This window comes from Bifidobacterium imperatoris (genome assembly GCF_002860405.1).
In the GTDB taxonomy this organism is placed as follows: Bacteria; Actinomycetota; Actinomycetes; order Actinomycetales; family Bifidobacteriaceae; genus Bifidobacterium; species Bifidobacterium imperatoris.
Genome location: NZ_NMWV01000025.1, coordinates 21,331 through 41,299 on the forward strand (window position 1 = coordinate 21,331; position 19,969 = coordinate 41,299).

At 55.0% G+C, this 19,969-nt stretch carries 17 protein-coding genes; 1 reads left to right on the top strand and 16 read right to left on the bottom strand.

What is annotated here, in order from left to right; all coding sequences use genetic code 11:
* Positions 1 to 155: 155 nt before the first annotated feature.
* The 5 genes from Tam1G_RS08845 to aroC form a co-directional block, all read right to left on the bottom strand.
* Positions 156 to 1,784 (bottom strand): L,D-transpeptidase, encoded by a 1,629-nt coding sequence (locus Tam1G_RS08845; protein WP_101626225.1) that lies wholly within the window; start codon positions 1,782 to 1,784, stop codon positions 156 to 158.
* Between the two features lie 157 nt (positions 1,785 to 1,941).
* Positions 1,942 to 3,603, bottom strand: a complete 1,662-nt coding sequence (locus Tam1G_RS08850; protein ID WP_033890994.1) for a CTP synthase — start codon at positions 3,601 to 3,603, stop codon at positions 1,942 to 1,944.
* A gap of 76 nt (positions 3,604 to 3,679) precedes the next feature.
* Positions 3,680 to 4,126 (bottom strand): type II 3-dehydroquinate dehydratase, encoded by a 447-nt coding sequence (aroQ, locus tag Tam1G_RS08855; RefSeq protein WP_101626226.1) that lies wholly within the window; start codon positions 4,124 to 4,126, stop codon positions 3,680 to 3,682.
* A 9-nt stretch (positions 4,127 to 4,135) separates the two neighbouring features.
* Entirely contained in the window at positions 4,136 to 5,758 is a 1,623-nt protein-coding gene (locus Tam1G_RS08860; RefSeq protein ID WP_101626227.1) for a bifunctional shikimate kinase/3-dehydroquinate synthase, read from the bottom strand.
* A 17-nt stretch (positions 5,759 to 5,775) separates the two neighbouring features.
* A complete protein-coding gene (gene aroC / locus Tam1G_RS08865; RefSeq protein ID WP_033890998.1) occupies positions 5,776 to 6,963 on the bottom strand; it encodes a chorismate synthase in 1,188 nt (395 codons plus the stop codon).
* 50 nt (positions 6,964 to 7,013) lie between these two features.
* Between aroC and Tam1G_RS08870 the strand changes: the two genes are divergently transcribed.
* On the top strand, positions 7,014 to 7,481 hold the full coding sequence (locus tag Tam1G_RS08870; protein ID WP_101626228.1) for a peptidase A24: 468 nt from the start codon (positions 7,014 to 7,016) through the stop codon (positions 7,479 to 7,481).
* A 78-nt stretch (positions 7,482 to 7,559) separates the two neighbouring features.
* On the opposite strand, the gene mltG is transcribed toward Tam1G_RS08870, so the two are convergent.
* From mltG to Tam1G_RS08925, 11 genes are all read right to left on the bottom strand, one after another.
* Positions 7,560 to 8,741 carry an endolytic transglycosylase MltG gene (mltG, locus tag Tam1G_RS08875; RefSeq protein WP_101626229.1) on the bottom strand — a complete coding sequence of 394 codons (1,182 nt, stop codon included), beginning with the start codon at positions 8,739 to 8,741 and terminating at the stop codon, positions 7,560 to 7,562.
* Positions 8,742 to 8,752: 11 nt separating this feature from the next.
* Positions 8,753 to 9,214: a Holliday junction resolvase RuvX gene (gene ruvX, locus Tam1G_RS08880; protein WP_101626230.1), complete on the bottom strand. Its 462-nt coding sequence runs from the start codon at positions 9,212 to 9,214 to the stop codon at positions 8,753 to 8,755.
* Positions 9,215 to 9,219: 5 nt separating this feature from the next.
* A complete protein-coding gene (gene alaS, locus Tam1G_RS08885; RefSeq protein ID WP_101626231.1) occupies positions 9,220 to 11,901 on the bottom strand; it encodes an alanine--tRNA ligase in 2,682 nt (893 codons plus the stop codon).
* Between the two features lie 122 nt (positions 11,902 to 12,023).
* Positions 12,024 to 12,260: a hypothetical protein gene (locus Tam1G_RS08890; protein WP_101626232.1), complete on the bottom strand. Its 237-nt coding sequence runs from the start codon at positions 12,258 to 12,260 to the stop codon at positions 12,024 to 12,026.
* Positions 12,260 to 12,643 (bottom strand): DUF948 domain-containing protein, encoded by a 384-nt coding sequence (locus Tam1G_RS08895; RefSeq protein WP_101626233.1) that lies wholly within the window; start codon positions 12,641 to 12,643, stop codon positions 12,260 to 12,262. Before Tam1G_RS08895 ends, Tam1G_RS08890 begins: the two co-directional genes overlap by 1 nt.
* A gap of 283 nt (positions 12,644 to 12,926) precedes the next feature.
* The gene (locus Tam1G_RS08900; RefSeq protein ID WP_165781968.1) at positions 12,927 to 13,601 is read right to left on the bottom strand and encodes a histidine phosphatase family protein; all 675 of its coding nucleotides are present in this window, start codon (positions 13,599 to 13,601) and stop codon (positions 12,927 to 12,929) included.
* Between the two features lie 106 nt (positions 13,602 to 13,707).
* Positions 13,708 to 14,334, bottom strand: coding sequence for a 30S ribosomal protein S4 (gene rpsD, locus Tam1G_RS08905; protein WP_033891006.1), 627 nt, complete (start codon positions 14,332 to 14,334; stop codon positions 13,708 to 13,710).
* 204 nt (positions 14,335 to 14,538) lie between these two features.
* Positions 14,539 to 15,387 (bottom strand): ABC transporter ATP-binding protein, encoded by an 849-nt coding sequence (locus tag Tam1G_RS08910; RefSeq protein ID WP_101626235.1) that lies wholly within the window; start codon positions 15,385 to 15,387, stop codon positions 14,539 to 14,541.
* A gap of 1 nt (position 15,388) precedes the next feature.
* Entirely contained in the window at positions 15,389 to 16,606 is a 1,218-nt protein-coding gene (locus Tam1G_RS08915; protein ID WP_101626236.1) for an ABC transporter permease, read from the bottom strand.
* 11 nt (positions 16,607 to 16,617) lie between these two features.
* A complete protein-coding gene (locus Tam1G_RS08920; protein ID WP_101626237.1) occupies positions 16,618 to 17,016 on the bottom strand; it encodes a DUF4418 family protein in 399 nt (132 codons plus the stop codon).
* A 235-nt stretch (positions 17,017 to 17,251) separates the two neighbouring features.
* Positions 17,252 to 19,888 carry an ATP-dependent helicase gene (locus Tam1G_RS08925; RefSeq protein WP_101626238.1) on the bottom strand — a complete coding sequence of 879 codons (2,637 nt, stop codon included), beginning with the start codon at positions 19,886 to 19,888 and terminating at the stop codon, positions 17,252 to 17,254.
* Between the last annotated feature and the right edge of the window lie 81 nt (positions 19,889 to 19,969).

Genomic DNA, 19,969 nt, shown 5'->3' on the forward strand with positions numbered 1-19,969 from the left:
GAAACACTACTAGCCGCACTGAATATTGGCTGTACGCTTACGTGATATACGGCACATATTGTTTCGTATGCACTGTGATTGTGAATCTCTATTGTTTTTGGATACGAAAAGAGGGCCTGTATACAGGCCCTCACATCGCGCTTTTGCTTCTGCGATCAGAGCTGGACGTGCACCGTAGTCCCCATCAGGCACCAGTCGTAGAACCAATCGGACACATCCCAGCCAATGCCCACGCAGCCGTGGGAGATGTTGTTCATATTGGCGATCGAAGCATCGCTGGTGAAGCTGGACTTGGCGATACGGTGGATGGCGCAACCATCCTTGGAGAAGTAGTTCACGTCTCCCACGCCCTTAACGCTCCAATGGCTTACCGAGCCATCGGAAAGCGTAAGGTTGCCGCTCATGTCCTGAGTCGGATACTTCAGCCAAACCTTGAAATCACCGGTCGGCGTGCACAAATCACCTTCGCACACACCAGTGGTGCGGTTGTTGTCCTGACCAACTGAAGCATGGAAGGTCTTGATTTCCTGACCATTCTCATATACGTGAACAAGACGATCGGAAAGATCAACCACCACATGACGCTTCGTGCTCTTGGTCTGCATCGGGTCAACCGTGCCGTCCACGGAAACCGAGCCACTGCCTTTAGCCAGAGCCTCCACGGCATCCTTACCGATGTTCGAGTCAGCACCGGATGCGATGGTCACACCATCATGGCCTTCCTTGATGACCTGCAACACATCGTTGTCGTTATTGACGATGACGTCACGGTCCTCGCGATCGGTGTGCAGGTTTGGCTTAACGGAATCGTCGTAGTACTGCTGAATCTTGCTGGCATTGAAGACCACATAACCGTTGCGGGTTTCGCCAGACTGAAGTTTGCCATTCTTATTGGCATCAATACGAGTAGACGCTGCCAATGCCTGGGCATCAATTGCGGCAATCTGGTGATCGGCCACCTTAATGGCTACCGGATTGGCGATCAACGAATCAAGCGTGGCCTTGGCATTGTTGGCCACATCATCAGTTACCGCGGGCTCGGTGTTCTTCAGAGCAACAGTCACTGCCTTGGCAGGCTCATCACCAAGGGTTTTGACGCTGGCCAAAGCAGCTTGGGCAACAGGCTTAGCTTCAATACCTTCACCTTGCTGACCGGCAACAACATCAAAGCCATTGCCATCCGCATTCAACTGCACTTTAGCGTCGACTGGCTTGACTTCGTTTACGCCCAGCTTGGCGTTCAACGTTGTGTTATCTGCCGCACCGGCGCTGGCAGGAGCAACGGTCACATTCTTCTTCACCCAGAATGCGTACTGCTGCCACCAAGCATCGCCGCGCTTGGCATTCACCACATCAGAGGCAATGGCATCGGAGTCAACACTCAAACCCATGTCTTTCAAGCTGACCTTGGCCGTCTTGCCTTCGTACTTCACCGATACGGTGGCATTATTCACGGCATCATCGATCTGAGCAGCAATATGACTTTGGCTTTGACCCATTACCGGATTGCCCCACAAGGTTACGCCCGGCAATGCATGAGACTGGAAGAACCAGAATCCACCACCAAATAATGCGCCCAAAACAACGACTACACCCAGCACAATCCACGGCCAAATCACACGATGCTTGCCATGCTTGACCCTCAACGCATGATCATCCACCTCTTGAATAGGAGGCTGCACTACATCAAAAGGCGTGAATACCGCCGTAGCCTCACCATCACTCACAGCCTGCACCGTTCCAGGTTGAGGCACACCCATCGACTGTCCAAAGTTATCAGTCATATTGAACTCTTACGTATTCTCTCGTTGCTGTTTCTGCAGTGCTCGCGCACATGCGATTTATTATGCACTAAGGCCATGAATTCCTCATGAATTCATGGCCTTAGTATGCATCTAGCGTACGTGATTTATATCACGTCTCACGCTGTTCAATGCTTATTCAGCGTGCCTGCTGATGATCAAGAGCAGCCTTCACCAGACCTGCGAACAGCGGGTGCGGCTTGGTCGGGCGAGACTTGAACTCCGGGTGAGCCTGAGTGGCCACGTAGAACGGATGCACGTCTTGCGGGAGCTCAACGAACTCGGTGAGTTCGCCGTCCGGGCTCTGGCCGGAGATACGCAGACCGCCCTCGCGCAGACGATCCTTGTAAGCCACATTGACCTCGTAACGGTGGCGATGACGCTCGGTGACGTGCGTGGTGCCGTAGAGCTCGGCGACCAAGGAGCCTTCTTCAAGCTCTGCCGGGTATGAACCGAGGCGCATAGTGTGTCCCATATCGCCCTTGCCAGCCACGATATCCTTCTGCTCTTCCATCGTGGCAATCACCGGGTTGGCGCAATCCGGCTCGAATTCGGTGGAGTTGGCGTCTTCGATGCCAAGTACGTGGCGAGCGTATTCGATGACCATCGACTGCAGGCCGAGGCACAGGCCGAGCGCCGGCAGACCATTCTCACGAGCGAACTTCAGAGCGCCGATCTTGCCTTCAATGCCACGGATGCCGAAGCCACCGGGAATCACGATGCCGTCGATGTTGTCGAGGGCGGCAGCGGCACCTTCAGTGGTTTCGCAGCGATCGGCGGCAACCCACTTGACGTTGACCTTGGCCCAGTTGGCGAAGCCGCCAGCCTTGATGGCCTCGGTGACGGACAGGTACGCGTCCGGCAGATCGATGTACTTGCCGACGATGGCGATGTTGACTTCATGCTTGGGGTGGTGCACACGCTCAAGCAAATCAGCCCACTCATCCCAGTCGACATCGTGGAATGGCAGGCCAAGCTCGCGAACCACGTAAGCGTCAAGGCCCTCTTCGAACAGGATCTTCGGCACATCATAGATGCTCGGGGCATCCACGCAGTTGACCACGCCTTCCGGATCCACATCGCACATCAGGGAGATCTTGTCCTTGATGCCTTGGTTCAGCGGGCGATCGGAACGCAGCACCAAGGCGTCCGGGGAGATGCCGAGCTGACGCAGCATCATCACGGAGTGCTGGGTCGGCTTGGTCTTAAGCTCATGGGCTGCAGAGATGTACGGCACAAGAGAAACGTGCACGAACATGCAGTTCTCCGGGCCGAGATCGCGACGCACTTCGCGAGCGGCCTCAAGGAACGGCTGAGATTCGATATCGCCTACGGTACCGCCGATTTCGGTGATGATCACATCAACATCGTCGGATGCCTGGGCGCGCATACGAGACTTGATTTCGTTGGTGATGTGCGGGATGACCTGAACGCACTGGCCAAGGTATTCACCTGCACGCTCCTTGCGCAGCACCTCCTGGTAAATCTGACCAGTGGTGACATTGGCCTTCTGGGAGAGGAAAACATCAAGGAAGCGCTCGTAGTGGCCGATGTCCAGATCGGTCTCAGCGCCATCCTCGGTCACGTACACTTCACCGTGCTGGAACGGGTTCATGGTACCCGGATCCACGTTGATGTACGGATCCAGCTTCTGCTGGAGCACATGAATGCCACGGCTGCGCAGCAAACGTCCGAGGGACGAAGCAGTCAGGCCTTTACCGAGGGAGGAAACAACACCACCAGTGACGAAAATATGCTTGGTGACGTGTTCTTGAGAATTGCCATGTGTTCTTCTAACCATGGAATTTCACTCTATCATCCGCGCATGACGCGATGTCAAACGTGTGTTCCCTCCTCTATTCGTTTATTGATGCTTATTACTCGGCAAGCAGATGCGCAATGGCTTCGATGGCCAGTTTGTATCCGTAGAAACCCATGCCGGTGATGGTACCGGTGGCGACTGGGCTGATCACGGAACGCTTGCGGAACTCATCTCGGGCGGATGGATTGGAAATATGCACCTCCATCAGCGGCAAACCGGCATCACCCACCATGTGCGCAGCATCGGCAAGGGCATAGCTGTAATGGGTGAAGGCGGCCGGGTTCATGACCACCGGAGTTTTTTCGTCGGCCGCCTGATGCATCCAATGCACCATTTCGGCTTCGTCGTCGGTCTGACGCACTTCGACCTCGAGGCCCAATTCTTTGCCCCATGCGGTGCACAGACGGCGTAGCTCTTCCAAATCCTGGCGTCCGTACACATCCGGCTGACGCACACCAAGACGGCCCAGATTGGGACCATTGACAACGATGATTTTGGTCATGACTGCTCCTTACTGCTGAATGCGGCGGAATGCTTCTTCCACATCCTCGACGGGTGGGTTATCGAGATGAACCACATGGCCGATGGAATCAAGAACCACGAATCGCAGCTCATTGCCTCGCGCCTTCTTATCGCGATGCATCAGGGCGAGCACATCTTCAAATGAGCCACCGTTCCACGAAGTGGGCAATCCCAGAGAAGACAGCAGCGAACGATGGTAGTCCACCACATCACGATCGATAAGTCCCATGATATTGGCAAGTTCCGCGGCATACACCATGCCCACGGCCACAGCGTTGCCATGACGCCAGCGGAAGTGCTCCAGCTTTTCAATGGCGTGGCCCAACGTATGGCCGTAATTCAGGAACTCACGAAGTCCCTTCTCCTTCAGATCGGAAGAGACGTGGTAAGCCTTGACCTTTACCGTGCGTTCGATGAGTTCAGCGACTACTTCCTCAAGAGGCGAACCCAGGAACGTCTGGCCGTTGAAGTTCTTCAGCTCGCTGGCATGCTCTTCGAGAATGTGCAGAATCTCGGTATCACGAATGAAACCGGACTTTGCCACTTCGCCTAGGCCTTCGATGAAAATATCGTTCGGAAGCGAGGCCAACGTGGTCATATCCGCCAAGACTCCAGCCGGCGTATAGAACGATCCGACCAGATTCTTACCTTGCGGCGTGTTAATGCCGGTTTTGCCACCGGTGGAAGCATCAACCATAGCCAGCAATGAGGTCGGGCAGTTGACGTATCGAATGCCGCGCATCCATGTAGCCGCCACGAATCCAGCCAAATCAGTGGCGGCACCGCCACCGACACCCACCACGGCATCCGAGCGGGTAAAACCTTCGTTGCCAAGGCGTTCCCAAATGCCATTGGCCACGGTAATGGTCTTGCCTGGTTCGGCATCAGGAATCACAATGTCGGAGACTTCATAGCCACCTTGGCGTAGCAGCGCGCGGACACGATCGGAATGGCGCTGCACCGGCTGAGTATGAATCAGAGCAATTTTGCGAGGCTTGGTACCGAGCACATCCACCAATCGGTTCATAGCGCCTTCGCCGATAGCAACATCGTAAGGCTCAATGGTTGCGCCATTCACATGAACGATTCGTTGGGAAACCATATCTATCACTTTCTTGGCAGCACCTTGTGGGGTGAGTCCTCGGGTATGTACGTGAACATTGGACACGTCGTGGAACACAGGGTCGCGTTGCTTATACAGCTTCTTCCATCGAGCATTGGCGTCACCGTTGAGCATGGGGCGACCGCCGCCGCGATTCGCGCGTTCCATAGCTTCCTGAGGGTCCGCGTCGAGGTATACCACCTTGCCGCCACGCTCAATATAAGTTGCCAGCTCGCGCTGAGTGGAAGGAGTCATTGGCGCTCCTCCGCCAAGGGAGAAAATACCGTCGAAATCCTCGAGGAAATCGGCGATAACATCCGCTTCAACGTCTCGAAAAGCCGGCTCACCATACTTTTCGAAATATGCGGGAATCTTCATGCCGACTTCGCGTTCGATCTCAGCATCCGCGTCAGCGAACGGAAGATGAAGCATATGCGCCACTTCCTTGCCAACACGGGTTTTGCCGGCACCCATCATGCCAAGAATTACTGCATAAGGATGTGCTGCCATATCATCACATCCTGTAATCAGCGCATGTGCTCGGGCCAGGAAGCCAGGTAAGATTCAAGATTGCGATGCGTTTCCTCAACGCTGTCGCCACCGAACTTGTCCAAGGCGTACTGGGCAAGAGTCAAGCGAACCATTGCCTCGGCCACTACGGCCGCAGCCGGCACCGCCGTGCTATCAGAACGCTGATTGATGGCCTTTGCCGCTTCGCCAGTGAGCACGTCGACGGTACGCAATGCCTTCGGAATGGAAGGAATCGGCTTCATGGCACCGCGTACGCGAATCACCTGACCATTGGACATGCCGCCTTCAATACCACCTGCACGGTTGGAGAGACGGTCGATGCGGCCATCCGCGTTCACCACGATTTCGTCGTGAGCCTGAGAACCGGGGCGAGCAGCCTCAAGGAAGCCATCACCGATTTCGACGCCCTTGAACGCTTGAATGCCCATAATGGCGCTGGCCAATGCCGCATCAAGACGACGATCGGATTCCACATACGTACCGATACCGGCGGGTACACCGTAGGCAAGCACTTCCACCACACCGCCAAGCGTATCGGCCGCGGCCTTGGCTTCGTCAATGCGCTCAATGATGCGCTGCTCCCCTTCTTTGTCAAGAGTGCGCACCGGAGAAGCGTCCAATGCTTCCACATCGTCCGGAGTCGGCAGCGGCAAATCAGGATTGGTGGAGACGCCGCCAAGTGCCACTACATGAGATACGGTTCGAATGCCGAACGCCTGCTCGAGGAACTGACGAGCAACTTCGCCAAGTGCCACGCGGGATGCAGTTTCACGAGCGCTGGAACGCTCCAACACCGGACGAGCATCGTCAAAACCATACTTGCGCATACCGGTCAAATCGGCATGGCCTGGGCGGGGGCGGCTCAACGGAGCATTGCGACCTTCGCGAGGTAGATCATGGTCGAGTGCATCAGCGCTCATGACTTCGGTCCATTTCGGCCATTCAGTGTTGGCGATTTCAATGGCCACCGGAGAGCCAAGCGTCAAACCATGACGCACGCCAGTGAGCAGACGCACCTGATCCTGCTCGAACTTCATGCGTGCGCCGCGACCATATCCCAAACGACGACGCGCCAAGGCAGCAACGATATCGTTTGTGCTGATTCGGATGCCGGCCGGCAGTCCTTCAATCATGGCCACCAAGGCCTCACCGTGAGACTCTCCCGCCGTCTGCCAGCGCAACATAGCATCCCTCTCATTCCAGATGGTCAATAACTAGGGGATAATGGTAAGCCATGCCATACCTGTTCACTCTTCCCGGTCTGCTATGTGAGCTTGCGTTGTCCATTGAAGACATGCGAGTGAGACGGGTTCCTTTGCCTTGGGTAGCTATTGGCGCTCTGGTGCAGCTTATTGCCGTATTGGTATACGCCGTTATGACCAATGATTTGTTCGTATTACTGCAAACGCTGTTGTTTACAGTGCTGTGCTGTCTTATTCAGTTTGCATTGGCATTGATTGTGCCACGCTCATTGGGATTTGGCGATGTGACCGCGTTGGTGCCGGTTGGGCTCGCAGTTGGCATGTTCGGTCTGTTTACCATTGTGTTGTGGTGGTTGGCTATGGGAATCTGCGGTCTTATTTGGATAGGATGTTGGACTAAGTTGAGCCACCCGCAATCGGCTTACGCCGGCAAAGTACCTTATGTGCCGGTAATACTGGTGGCGGCAATCATTGCGTTGATGTTGAGCGCGGTGCTGTAACTTAACTGTTTATGCATTGAGGTTGTGTGTTTTGCATAACAAAAGTGCCTCCCCTGTGGGAGGCACTTACAAGCTGAATCACTGGTTTTCTGCTTGCCATTGGCGAAGTTCGGCAACATTCTTGTCATGCTCTTCGGCGGTGGTGGCGAACTTGGTTTCGCCAGTGTCGAGATTGACTGTACAGAAGTACAGCCAGTCTCCGCTTTCAGGATTCATTGCGGCCTGAATCGCGTCATCACCGGGATTGCTAATCGGGGTTGGCGGCAGACCAGTAATTTTGTATGTGTTATACGGGTTCGACTCATCCTGAAGCATTGCCGTGGTTACGTCAGCCGGCTGCACATTGTTGCCGTAGGCAACCGTGGAATCCATGCCCAGAGACATGCCTTGCGCCAAACGGTTTTCGATGACTCGCGTCACCTTGCCGTAATAATCAGCCTTGTTGACTTCAGCCTCGGCGATGGAAGCGATAATCATCACCCGTTCGCGATCGGAGCCGGAAGGCACGCCCAACTCGTCAAGCTTGGCGATGCGCTTATCCACCATGTCCTTGAAGATGTCGGAAGCACTGCTCATGCCTTTGACGTTATAGGTGCCTGGCTCAAGCCATCCCTCGAAGCTTCCATTAGCTTCAGCGGGAAGAATGCCATCTCCCTTATTGTTGATGACGGCATTGAATTCATCTTCGGAAATACCGGAAAGCGCTGCGGCATCGGTAATAACCGCGCTGACACGTTCGCCAGGCCGTACTTCAAGGAAACCTGCTGCCTTCGAGCTGTCCGTAAGAATAGTCAGCACGTCAGAAGCCGCCATATGCTTCTTCAGCGTGAACGTGCCTGGATATAGTTTGGCATCATTCGCACCAACAATACTGGTAAAGGCATCGGTGGATTTAATGACATCCGCTTTCAGCAGGTTCTTCGCGATTTCCACTGCGCCCTGCCCGTCTTCAACAGTGAACGACACCTCACCGTATCCAGGACCCGGATAATCCTCAACAATCGCATTTGACTGACTTTGGCTGTCTCGAATCTCATGCAATTTGCGTACGCCAAAGTATCCGCCACAAGCAATCAGCGCGATAACCACAACAACGGCAATAAGCACACCATAGCGTTTTTGCTTGCGTTGCTTACGGCGCTTACGCATCTCTCGTCGTGATTTAGGAGGCTGCGGCGGCTCACCGCCACCCAATACACCGGTCCCCTGTTCGACCCAATGCGTGTTTTCATCAAAGAAATCATGAATGTTGTCTGACATGAACCCGTACCTCATTGTTTCCCGGCACGGTCGAGTGCCGTTTGCAAAATCACCACTGCCGACTGCTGATCGACCAAAGGCCTATGCTTGTTCGAGGATTTATTGGCCTCGAAGAGCTGTCGATGCGCACTGACTGTGGTCAATCGCTCATCTATCAATGATACCTGCGGAATCGAATGTTCCTCTATCTCTAATGCGTGCTCTGCCTCAGCATGGAGACGTTTTTCCAAGTTGGCAGCCCAGCGACGCGCCTTTTTTGCGCTTTTACCCTCAGTCCCATCCATCTGTAAGGGCAGACCAACAACAACATGAGTCACATGCTCGTCTTCGATGACGTCAAGCACATCGTCAATAGCAAAGAAGTAATCACCGGCAACATAGATATCGCCTGCCGGGTGAGCGAAGGTAAGCTCAGGATCGGACAGAGCAAGTCCGACCCGAGCATTACCTAAATCAACGCCTAACCACACCACAGGCGTCAGGCCTTCTGCGCCTCGTGCTTCAAAGCCTCGAGTGCTTCATCAATCTTGGATGCATCAGCACCACCGCCCTGGGCGAAGTCCGGCTTGCCGCCGCCACCACCGCCGAGAATCTTGGATGCGCCGCGAACCAGATCGCCAGCCTTGATGCCGGCCTTGCGAGCGGCCTCATTGGTGGCAACGGCCACCATCGGCTTGTCATCCTCGTTCACGCCAGCGAGAGCCACAATGGCCGGAGCATCTTCACCAAGCTGACCGCGGATGTCGAGCACGGTCTTGCGCAGAGCATCGAACGTGCCGAAGTGGCCTACGTTCTTGACCGCAGCCTTAACCGGAGCATCGGAAGCCTTCGCATCAGCGACCAGAGCTGGCACAGCGGCAGCCAGCTGGCCCTCGTACATGGCAGCCAGACGGCGATCGGATTCCTTGAGCTTGGCAAGCAGTGTGTTGATACGCTCGGCGAGCTCGTCCGGACGAGCGTTGAGCTTGTCGGAGAGCTGAGAGACCAGAGCGTGCTCGCGAGCGTTGAAATCGTAAGCACCCTGGCCAACCACGGCATCCACACGACGCACACCCTGGCCGATGGAGGCCTCGGAGAGGATGTTCACCATACCGATCTTGCCAACATGGTCGACGTGGGTACCACCGCACAACTCGCGGCTCCAACCGTCTTCACCGATGGAGACCACACGCACAATGTCGCCGTACTTTTCACCGAACAGGTGCATGGCGCCAAGAGCGATGGCGTCATCGAACTTCATTTCCTTGGTGGTCACGGCGAGGTTGTCGCGCAGCTTGTCGTTGACACGCTCTTCGACTGCGGAAATCACGGACTTGGCCGGTGCCTTGGACCACTGGAAGTCGAAACGAAGACGGTTCGGAGCGTCCTCGGAACCACGCTGGGTAGCCTGCGGACCGAGTTCCTCGCGCAGTGCCTTGTGCACCATGTGGGTAGCGGTGTGGGAACGGGCGATGGCGCCACGACGGTTCAGGTCGATGTTGGCGTTCACCTCGGCACCGACAACCAGTGTGCCTTCGGTCAAGCGGCACTGGTGAACGATGAGGTCCTTAATCGGCTTCTGCACGTCATCGACTTCGAGCACAGCGCCATCGTCGGAGAGAATCTCACCCTGATCGGCGAGCTGGCCGCCTGCTTCCGCGTAGAACGGAGTACGGTCGAGAATGACCTCGATGTTGGCCGGTCCGGTGACGGCAGGTACGGAGCCCTTGCCTTCCTGCATGATGCCGATGACCTTGGCACGAGCGGACATGTCGGTGTAACCGAGGAAGTCGATTGGCTTGACGAGGGTCTTCTTGAAGTCGTCGTAAACGGAGAGATCCACGTTGTGGCGCTTCTTCAGAGCATCGGCGCGTGCGCGGGACTTCTGCTCAGCCATCAGTTCGCGGAACTTAGCCTCATCAACCTTCACGCCCTGCTCGGCTGCCATTTCAAGGGTCAGCTCAATCGGGAAGCCGTAGGTATCATGCAGCTTGAAGGCATCCTCACCGGTCACAGTCGGCTCAGAAGAATCGCTCTTGGCCTTGTTCACAGCCACGTCAAGGATGGTGGTACCGGTTTCCAGCGTGCGGCGGAACGCATCTTCCTCGCCGTATGCGGATTCGGACACCTCATGGAAGGTGTCGTTGAGCTCCGGGTAGCTGGCCTCCATAGCATTCTTGGAAGTCGGGAACAGGGTGGGCAGCACCGGATCGGTAACGCCGAGCATACGCATGGAGCGCACGGTACGGCGCAGCAGGCGGCGCAGCACGTAGCCACGGCCCACATTGGAGGGGCGCACGCCGTCAGACATGATCATCAAAGCGGAACGAACGTGATCGGCCACCACGCGGAAGCGCACGTCGGCTTCTTCATTCTCGCCATACTTCAAGCCGGACAGCTGCTCGGCTGCAGCAATCACCGGGAAGACTTCGTCAGTCTCGTAGATGTTGTTCTTGCCCTGCATCAGGTAGGCAAGACGTTCCAAACCGGCACCGGTATCGATGTTCTTGTTCTCAAGTTCGCCAACGATGTGCAGATCAGTCTTGGACTTGACGTTGTCGACCTCGTAGTTCTCGAACACGAGATCCCAGATTTCGATATAACGGTTCTCGTCGGCGATCGGTCCACCTTCCTTACCGAATTCAGGACCACGATCGACGTAAATCTCGGAGCATGGGCCGCCAGGGCCAGGACCACCAGTGGTCCAGAAGTTATCTTCCATGCCCATCTTCTGGATGTGCTCGGGGTCCACGCCCTCGTTAATCCACAGGGAACGGGCTTCGTCATCATCCGTGAAGGTGGTCATCCACAGCTTCTCAGGATCAAAGCCATAGCCGCCCTGATCCTGCGGAGTGGTGAGCAGTTCCCATGCGTAATGGATGGCTTCTTCCTTGAAGTAATCGCCGAAGGAGAAGTTGCCGAGCATTTGGAAGAAGGTGCCGTGACGAGTGGTCTTACCCACCTCATCGATATCCAGCGTACGCACGCACTTCTGGTTGGAAGCCATACGATGCTTCGGCGGGGTCTGCTCACCCATCAGGTAAGGAATGAATGGCACCATGCCTGCAATAGTGAACAGCGTGGTGGGGTTCGGAGAGATCAGCGACGCCGAAGGCACAACGAGGTGGTCGTGCTTGGCGAAGTAATCGAGGTATCGCTTTGCGATTTCCGCAGTGCGCATGGCGGGATGTACTCCTTGTTGGTTTTAGGCGTAATAACGCCTCTATATTAATGGAAAGACTGTGATATATGAGATATTGAGAATCAACCGATGACATCGACTGGTTACAGTCGAGTCGTCAATCAGTCGGCTTGCACGTTGTATTTATTGTTCAGCTCAGCCTCGCGGGCTCGACGAGTCGCGTTGAATTCATTGACTAAACCTTCAAGCGTCCTCATCGGCACATTGTGCTGATCAGGTCCGAGCAGGAACTGGCGTGCTGCATCAGGCGTATTTGCCTTGACATACGCCTGCGCCTTGGTGACTGCCATAATGCCTATGGCCACACCGACACCGACCCAGAAGATGCGTTTGAACATCACTCCCCCTTGTGAGCAGTATCGCCAGCATTCTTGGCGATGAAGGACTGAGCCGTGGACTTCAATGCATATGCAGCAGAGGCAACCTTGATTACAGGCTTGCCCAAGAAGGAACCGTACAAATCGGTTAAAGCACCAACATTATTCGCGGTTGTGGATGCCGCTGCGGAGATTCGATTGACATCTTCAAGCGACTTATTCACCTGCTTGACTGTCGTTACTCCTTCATCCAATGCAGGAATGGCATGCTCTCCCGATTCTTTGACGGTCAGCGCAATCTGATCGAACATCTTGCCGAGTCTGATCAGCGGATAGATCATGAAACCGGCCAATACAGCGAACGCGATGGCCGCGATCAGGCCAGCGATCTCTCCGACTCCCATTGTTTCCTCCTTGAGGTCACATATACTCGCACAAGAGTAGCACTTGCGCTCTATTTACCCCACCAACTCCATATTGACTGTAGATTGACTGTAGGTTTTTGAACACTGACTGTAGGTTTTCCAACGGATTTCGTTCAAAACCCTACAGTCAGTGTGTCAACCCGACAGTCAACGTTCAAAACCCTACAGCCGGTATCCAAAAACCTACAGTTCGTGTTTAAAAACCTACAGTCAATATGGACGGTATGGGTTTGGGTGTTGAATTTGATGATTCATCTGGTGGTTATTTGCCGTATGACACTATGGTCACGGCATCTGCAAAAGGCTTGTCAGTGTCGAAATCGATTACCGTTACCGATCCGTTTGCCGGGCGTTCGCTCAGATCCAAGTCAGAACCGCCAAAACGGTGAGCCAAGCTCAACAGGGTGTTGCCGTGGGAAATCTGCAACACACCATCACCGTCATGCAAATCAGGATTATCTGCGATAAGCCGAAAAGCCCCTTCTACACGAGTCCAATATTCCTCATCGGATTCCGCATCATGAAATGGGTCGGCTTCTTTGAGGAAATCGCGCGACGCGCCAAGGCCGAATCGTTCCACAATCTCGTTATAGGTCTTCGCACCATGCGGAGCGCCTGCAGCATACCAAGCCATAGCCATATCGAGGCCTTCATAATAGCCATAGAACTGTTCACGGAAATGCATGTCCGCAATCAATTCAGGACGCGTGCGACCTGCCGACTCATTGATGTCCAGAATTTTCTCTGCGGTCTGCTGTGCACGTGTGGTATCCGAGCAGTATGCCGCGGCAAAGGTCAAGTCCTTGAGCTTCTCCCCCGCTTTGGCAGCGTCAGCGATGCCTGATTCGGTAAGCGGCGAGTTGGACCATCCTTGCAGACGGTTGTATCGGTTGAAGTAGGTCTGTCCGTGACGGACCAAATGCAAGTGAAGAATCATATTGACCATGCTACGCCAATTTGTCTTCAGAACGCAGGAACCCCGCGCTTTGAGGCGCGGGGTTCGAGCGGTATGTCCTGGATTGTTTTGACCAGATGGGCCCGGATCAGCGGGCGTAGAATTCGACCACGTACTGGATGTTGACCTGCACCGGGATCTCTTCGACTTCCGGCTTGCGGGTCATGGTGGCCTTCAGGGAGGCAAGGTTCACGTCGAGGTAACCAGGAACCGCCGGCAGCACATCGCGGTGCACGCCTTCAGCGGCGATCTGGAACGGAACCATAGTCTGGCTCTTAGCCTTGACCTGAATGGTCTGGCCAGGCTTGACGCGGTAGGACGGGCGATCGACCACGTTACCGTCAACGAGGATGTGACGGTGAACCACGAACTGACGAGCCTGAGCGGTGGTGCGGGCGAAGCCAGCACGCAGCACGAGGTTGTCGAGGCGGGTCTCGAGATCGGTCAGCATGGCGTTACCGGTCTGGCCGGCGGTACGGGTGGCCTTCTCGTAAGCGGCACGGAGCTGCTTCTCGGAGACGCCGTACTGAGCGCGCAGACGCTGCTTTTCGCGCATACGCACCGCGTAATCGGATTCGGTGCGGCGACGGTCACGGCCGTGCTCGCCAGGAGCGTACGGACGCTTTTCGAAGATGCGCTGAGCCTTAGGGGTCAGTGCGATGCCGAGGGCGCGGGAAAGGCGCACCTGACGGCGAGAACGCTGAACGTTCGTCATTTGGATTAATCCTTCTGTCGTTATTTGAACGGAACGCATGGCCTCATGTACTGATGCCACACGCTGAGTCGGGCCTCTCCAACGCTTCGACGTGATTACTCACGAATGGCTGCATTCTTGCAGAACACGACCACCGACCCGTTGATGGGCTATGACTCCAGACGATATCTGCCTTGCAGCAGACACCAGCAGGCAATGATACACCTATACCTTGGACAGCACTCCAGCATCCATGCGATATACCGTGTCCGCCCATGCGAGAGCATCAGGATCATGAGTGACCATAAGAATCGCCATACCATTGTCGGCTTGAGCCCTGAGCAGACGCATCACAATATCAGTACTCTCCTGGTCAAGATCACCGGTCGGCTCATCAGCAATCAGCAATTTCGGTTGATTCATCAACGCACGAGCGATGGATACGCGCCGCATCTCTCCCCCGGACAGCTCGCGCGGGTAACTATCTGCCAGATCAGCGATGCCAAGCTGGTTCAGCAGGTCTTGTGCACGAGAAATCAACGCACTCCTCTGACCGGCCTGAATATTCTGCGCATCCGCTGACTTGGCACCGGAATCATCGGCAAAGGGAACAATGGTGTCCGGCAGGCTGGAATCAGCCGCCGACGCCTCATCATCGGATAATGACTGACCTTCTTCGGAAATCTCGCCCTCATCATCGCAGGCAAACGGCAAAGGATCGGGGAACATTGTGGCCGGCAATATCACATTGTCCAGCACCGTCAGGTTACCCAACAGAGTATGACCTTGGGTCACGAAACCGAGAGTGCGGTTCCTGAGCCTGGAAAGCTCATTGTCCGAGAGAGCAGCCACATTGCGATCATCGACAGTCACTGATCCTGAGGTCGGGCGAATCAGTCCAGCGACCATATTAATCAATGTGCTTTTACCATTGCCGGATCGGCCAACGACCGCAATAAATTCGCCTCCATCAACGATAAGATTCGCATGATCTACGGCGCTGAACGGCTTGCCACGGCGAATGAACTGACGGGTCACTTCGCAAAGCACAAGCAAATGGGAAGTACTTGCCATGTCAGTCCCCTTCCCGCAAGGTGAGATATGCTTCCGGCTTGCTTAACCGCCACATAGTCAGCATCGAGCCGGCAATGCCGATGGCAGTGGAACAAACAAGAGTCACCACCGCACACCCAATAATCGCGATGGGTCCAGCTTGAAGATACGGCAGTTGCAGTTGCGTACCGATAAGCGAGCTGAATGGGAAAATCATCAAGCTGGCCAGCCCGACTCCGACAATGCCACCGGAGGCCCCAATCATTATCGATTCCTTTACGATAATCGCATTCAACATGCCGCGAGTGGCACCCATGATGCGCAACGATGCGAATTCACGTTTGCGTTCGTTCACCGACGAGGCGAAAACCGCAAGCAGCACAATCACACCCATCGCCCAGATAACAGACACAAACACTGCAAGATAGGAGATCAATGCGTTCAACGAGTTTTTCGTAGTGGCAGTGATACCGCCTGGATATACATAGCCCAAATCGGAAAAACGGGAATCGAGATGTTTGATGTTGTCAGCCACCGTCTGCGCGTCATATCCTTGCTTCACTTTAATGAGTACGGTCGAAACAGCTTTATCGGCATTCTTGGCGAACGCACTGTTTTTGGTCATCTTCGATGAAACAGCCACCATCTGAGGCACAGTGGCTGTATTGATGAACACTGAATTGTCGAGACTGGTACCGGTGTTGGCAAGCTGAGCCACGACCGGCCAATCACGTCCATACAGTTCAATAGTGCCGTCAACAGACACATTCACGTTGGCTCCGGCAATCATCTGTCCGTCTTGAAGTGTGCCATCAAATTGGGAAGCAATCCAAGGCTCAATAACGAAGTCGGAAGCGGGATCGAATCCGATAATCTGCAGTTTTTCATCGCAGCAAGCAGCAGCCAGTGATGATATGTAGGTCTGTTCGCTGGCTTGTTCGATGCCATCGGCGCTCTTGATTGTGTCTGCAATATCGGTAGTGAAATAAAACGTGCTTGGATTGCCATTGGTCAGTAAAGCTTCCGCTTGCTGCGCGGTGTTCTGCGGCACGACCATAAGATCGGCACCAAGGCGCTGTTCCATGCTGGTCATGCCTGTATTGAGGTTCATCGTCAGCATGGTTCCGCCAAAGAACGTCAGCGACAGGATAGTAACAATGGTGAGTAATGCTGCCGTGCGCAATGGCTTACGCTTGAGATTCTCATATGGCAGTCCACGTAATGTGATTGCGGAATGCATGGTTGGCTCTTTCAGCCGCGCGCAGTGGAGCGAGAATCAAGCCAGATGGCGATGCCCGCGAACACCATCGTAAGCACGCCGGGCACAATAAGCGTAGGCAGCATAACCATGCGGCAGTGCATCATGGCACCTTTGCATACACCGATAAGGAAGGTCAGCACTGCGAGCAACAGCAACGCGTTCGCAATAGCCGCAATATTCAAACCGATGCGAATCTGATGATTGACAAACAAAGCGACGATACCAAGCACGAGAATAACCACGCCGATACTGGTGGCGGCCTGCTGTGAGTAGTGGCATGCGCCCGGCATATCATGGCCGATGCAGGCGTGGGCGAAGGTCTGCGGGGCAACGGCAATCAGCAGGCCGAGCAGAATATTGGGAACGGATGCAAACAGCTTGTTCTTCATTTCTCTTACTTTCTCTCCCCTAAGACGGGGTTCGTGAGCACAACCTTCGCATTATGCCCATGCCGCAATCAGAAAAACAAGTCTTGTTTTTTGTTCCCTTTTCTGCTACCGCCCGCGACGGGCTGAGTCGTGAAGCGAACAGTCCAGTGGACTGTTCGTAGACGAGGCCTGAACGAAGCGAAAGCTGAGTGAAGGTCGAAGCAACAGTCTTGCCGGAGGCAAGTCCTATCGCTCATCAGAGCTTCTCAATAGGCGCCACGCGCAGCATCAGGCGCTTGACTCCGGCCGAACCGAAGTCCACGGTAATCACCGATTTGATGCCTTTGTCCTGAATATCCATGACTGTGCCAAGGCCGAACTTATCGTGAACCACCTTGTCTCCGATGGCGAAATCAGCGGCATTCAAACCATTGTCTTTCTTAACCGCCGAAGCAGAAGTCTTTGGCGTGGTATGACGGGTCGTCACCTTGCCGCCTCGCGTATGACCGTAGGAATCCGATGATGAGCCGGAACGGGAGCCATAGGAGGAAGACACCGAACCATGTGACCCATAGGACCCGGAACCATAAGAAGATCTGGAACCGTAGGACCTTGAACCATATGATGATGAACCCGACCCATACGAGGATCCGTAACGTGAGCGTGAACCGTATGAAGAACCGGAGCCGCGGCCACCGAAAGTGGATGAACCGCCAAACGTTGCACTACCGAAATCGTCATCATCCCAGCCGCCGAAATCATCGGAGAAGCCATCGCCGTCAGACTGCCAACTAGAGCGCATGCGCTCCACGCCGGCTTCTTTACGTTTCCAATCGATGAGCTCCGCCGGAATCTCATCAAGGAACTGACTCGGCATCATATCCGCAGCCTGCCCCCACTGCGAGCGCACGGCAGCGCGAGTCACATACAGGCGGCGCTTGGCGCGGGTGATGCCCACGTAGGCCAGTCGACGCTCCTCCTGCAGCTCGGTGGTGTCTTCCATCGAACGCGAATGCGGGAATGTTCCCTGCTCCATGCCGGTGAGGAACACCACCGGATATTCCAGACCCTTTGCGGTATGCAAAGTCATCAACGTCACCTTGCCGGAATCTTCAGCTTCACCGGGCAATTGATCGGAATCAGCCACCAGAGCGGTCGTTTCCAAGAAAGCCGACAATGTGGCGTCCGGCGTGTTCTGCTCGAATTCAGCTGCGGTGGATTGCAGCTGGGAAAGGTTCTCCAAACGGGAGGCGTCCTGTGGATCGACGGATTTCTCCAGCTCCGCACGCAATCCCGACTTCTCCAGCACTTCGGCCACGACCTCACTTGGCTTATTGTCATGCGCGCGGGTGAACTGGGAAAGCGCACCCATCAGCTCTCGGAATGCTTTGAGCTGGTTGGCCGTACGGGTCGGAATGTTCTGAATCTCATCTAGATGCATCAGCGCATAGAAGAAGCTGGTGCCATGCTCACGCGCATAGGCGAGCAGAATTCCCTCGGCTCGGTCCCCTAGACCACGCTTCGGCACATTGAGAATACGGCGCAGGTTCACGTCATCATCCGGGTTCACCAATGCCTGCAGGTATGCTAAGGCATCCTTGATTTCACGGCGTTCGTAGAACTTAGTGCCACCGACCAACTGGTATGGCAGTCCCCCGTTGATGAGCGCTTCTTCAAGCGAACGGGACTGTGCATTGGCTCGATACATGATGGCCATGTCTGAATAGGCGATGGATTCCTCGGCATGCAGTCGCGCAATCTCGCCAGCCACCCATTGGGCTTCCTGCTGAGCGTTATCTGCCGCATAGCCCACGATTGGCTCGCCTTTGCCGAGCGCGGTCCACAACTTCTTCGGTTTGCGTCCTTCGTTATTACTGATTACGGCGTTAGCCGCGTCCAGAATGGTTTGCGTGGAACGATAGTTCTGTTCCAACATAATGGTTTTGGCGTTCGGGAAGTCCTGTTCGAAATCCTGGATATTGCGGATATCCGCGCCACGGAATGCGTAGATGGACTGGTCGGAATCGCCTACCACGGTAATCCATGCCGGGCCGGTTTTACCGGCGTTGGGAGAGCCCGGCATGCTGTGTTCACCGCTATCAACGCCGGCGAGTTCGCGCACCAGCACATACTGGGCGTGATTGGTGTCCTGATACTCATCCACCAGAATGTAACGGAAGCGGTGATGGTAATACTCAGCTACCTGTGGATCGGAGCGCAACAGCTCAACGGTCCGGCCGATCAAATCATCAAAGTCCACAGCATTGGCAAGTGCCAGTCGATGCTCGTATTCGGCATAAATCACCGCATAGATAGCTTCAAGGTCCCCCACCGTGCCGAATTGGTAGCCACGCTGACCGGGAGTGAAATCCGGAGCATGCAGGGCAAGGTATTCCTTCCAGCCGGTGAGGTTGTTCTTCAAGTCGGAAATGTGGCCGAGAATCGAGCGCGGTGTGTAGCGCTTGATATCCAAATTGAATTCGGTGGCGATGATTTTGACGAGTCGTTCGGAATCGGCGGAATCATAAATGGAGAAGCCGGACTTCAGTCCGATGGATTTTCCGTCACGACGCAGGATGCGCACGCAAGCGGAATGGAAGGTGGAAACCCACATACGCTGCGCCACCGGGCCGATGAGTGAGCCCAGTCGTTCACGCATTTCGGCGGCGGCCTTGTTGGTGAAGGTGATGGCGAGCACCTGGCTCGGCCATGCGCCGAATTGACTTAAGATCCATGCGATGCGGCGGGTCAATACGCGGGTTTTACCAGAGCCTGCGCCTGCGCCGATGAGCAGCGCCTGGCCACGGTATTGCACGGCCTCGGACTGCTGAGGATTCAAGTCATCTACCAGTTCTTGGGCGCTACGCGCAATGACTTCCGGCTCATCGAACATGATGCTCTCCCCTTGACAACCTACCGTGACGAACGCGCGTGGATAATCTGTTCCTCAAATCGCGCGACATTCATATCTACC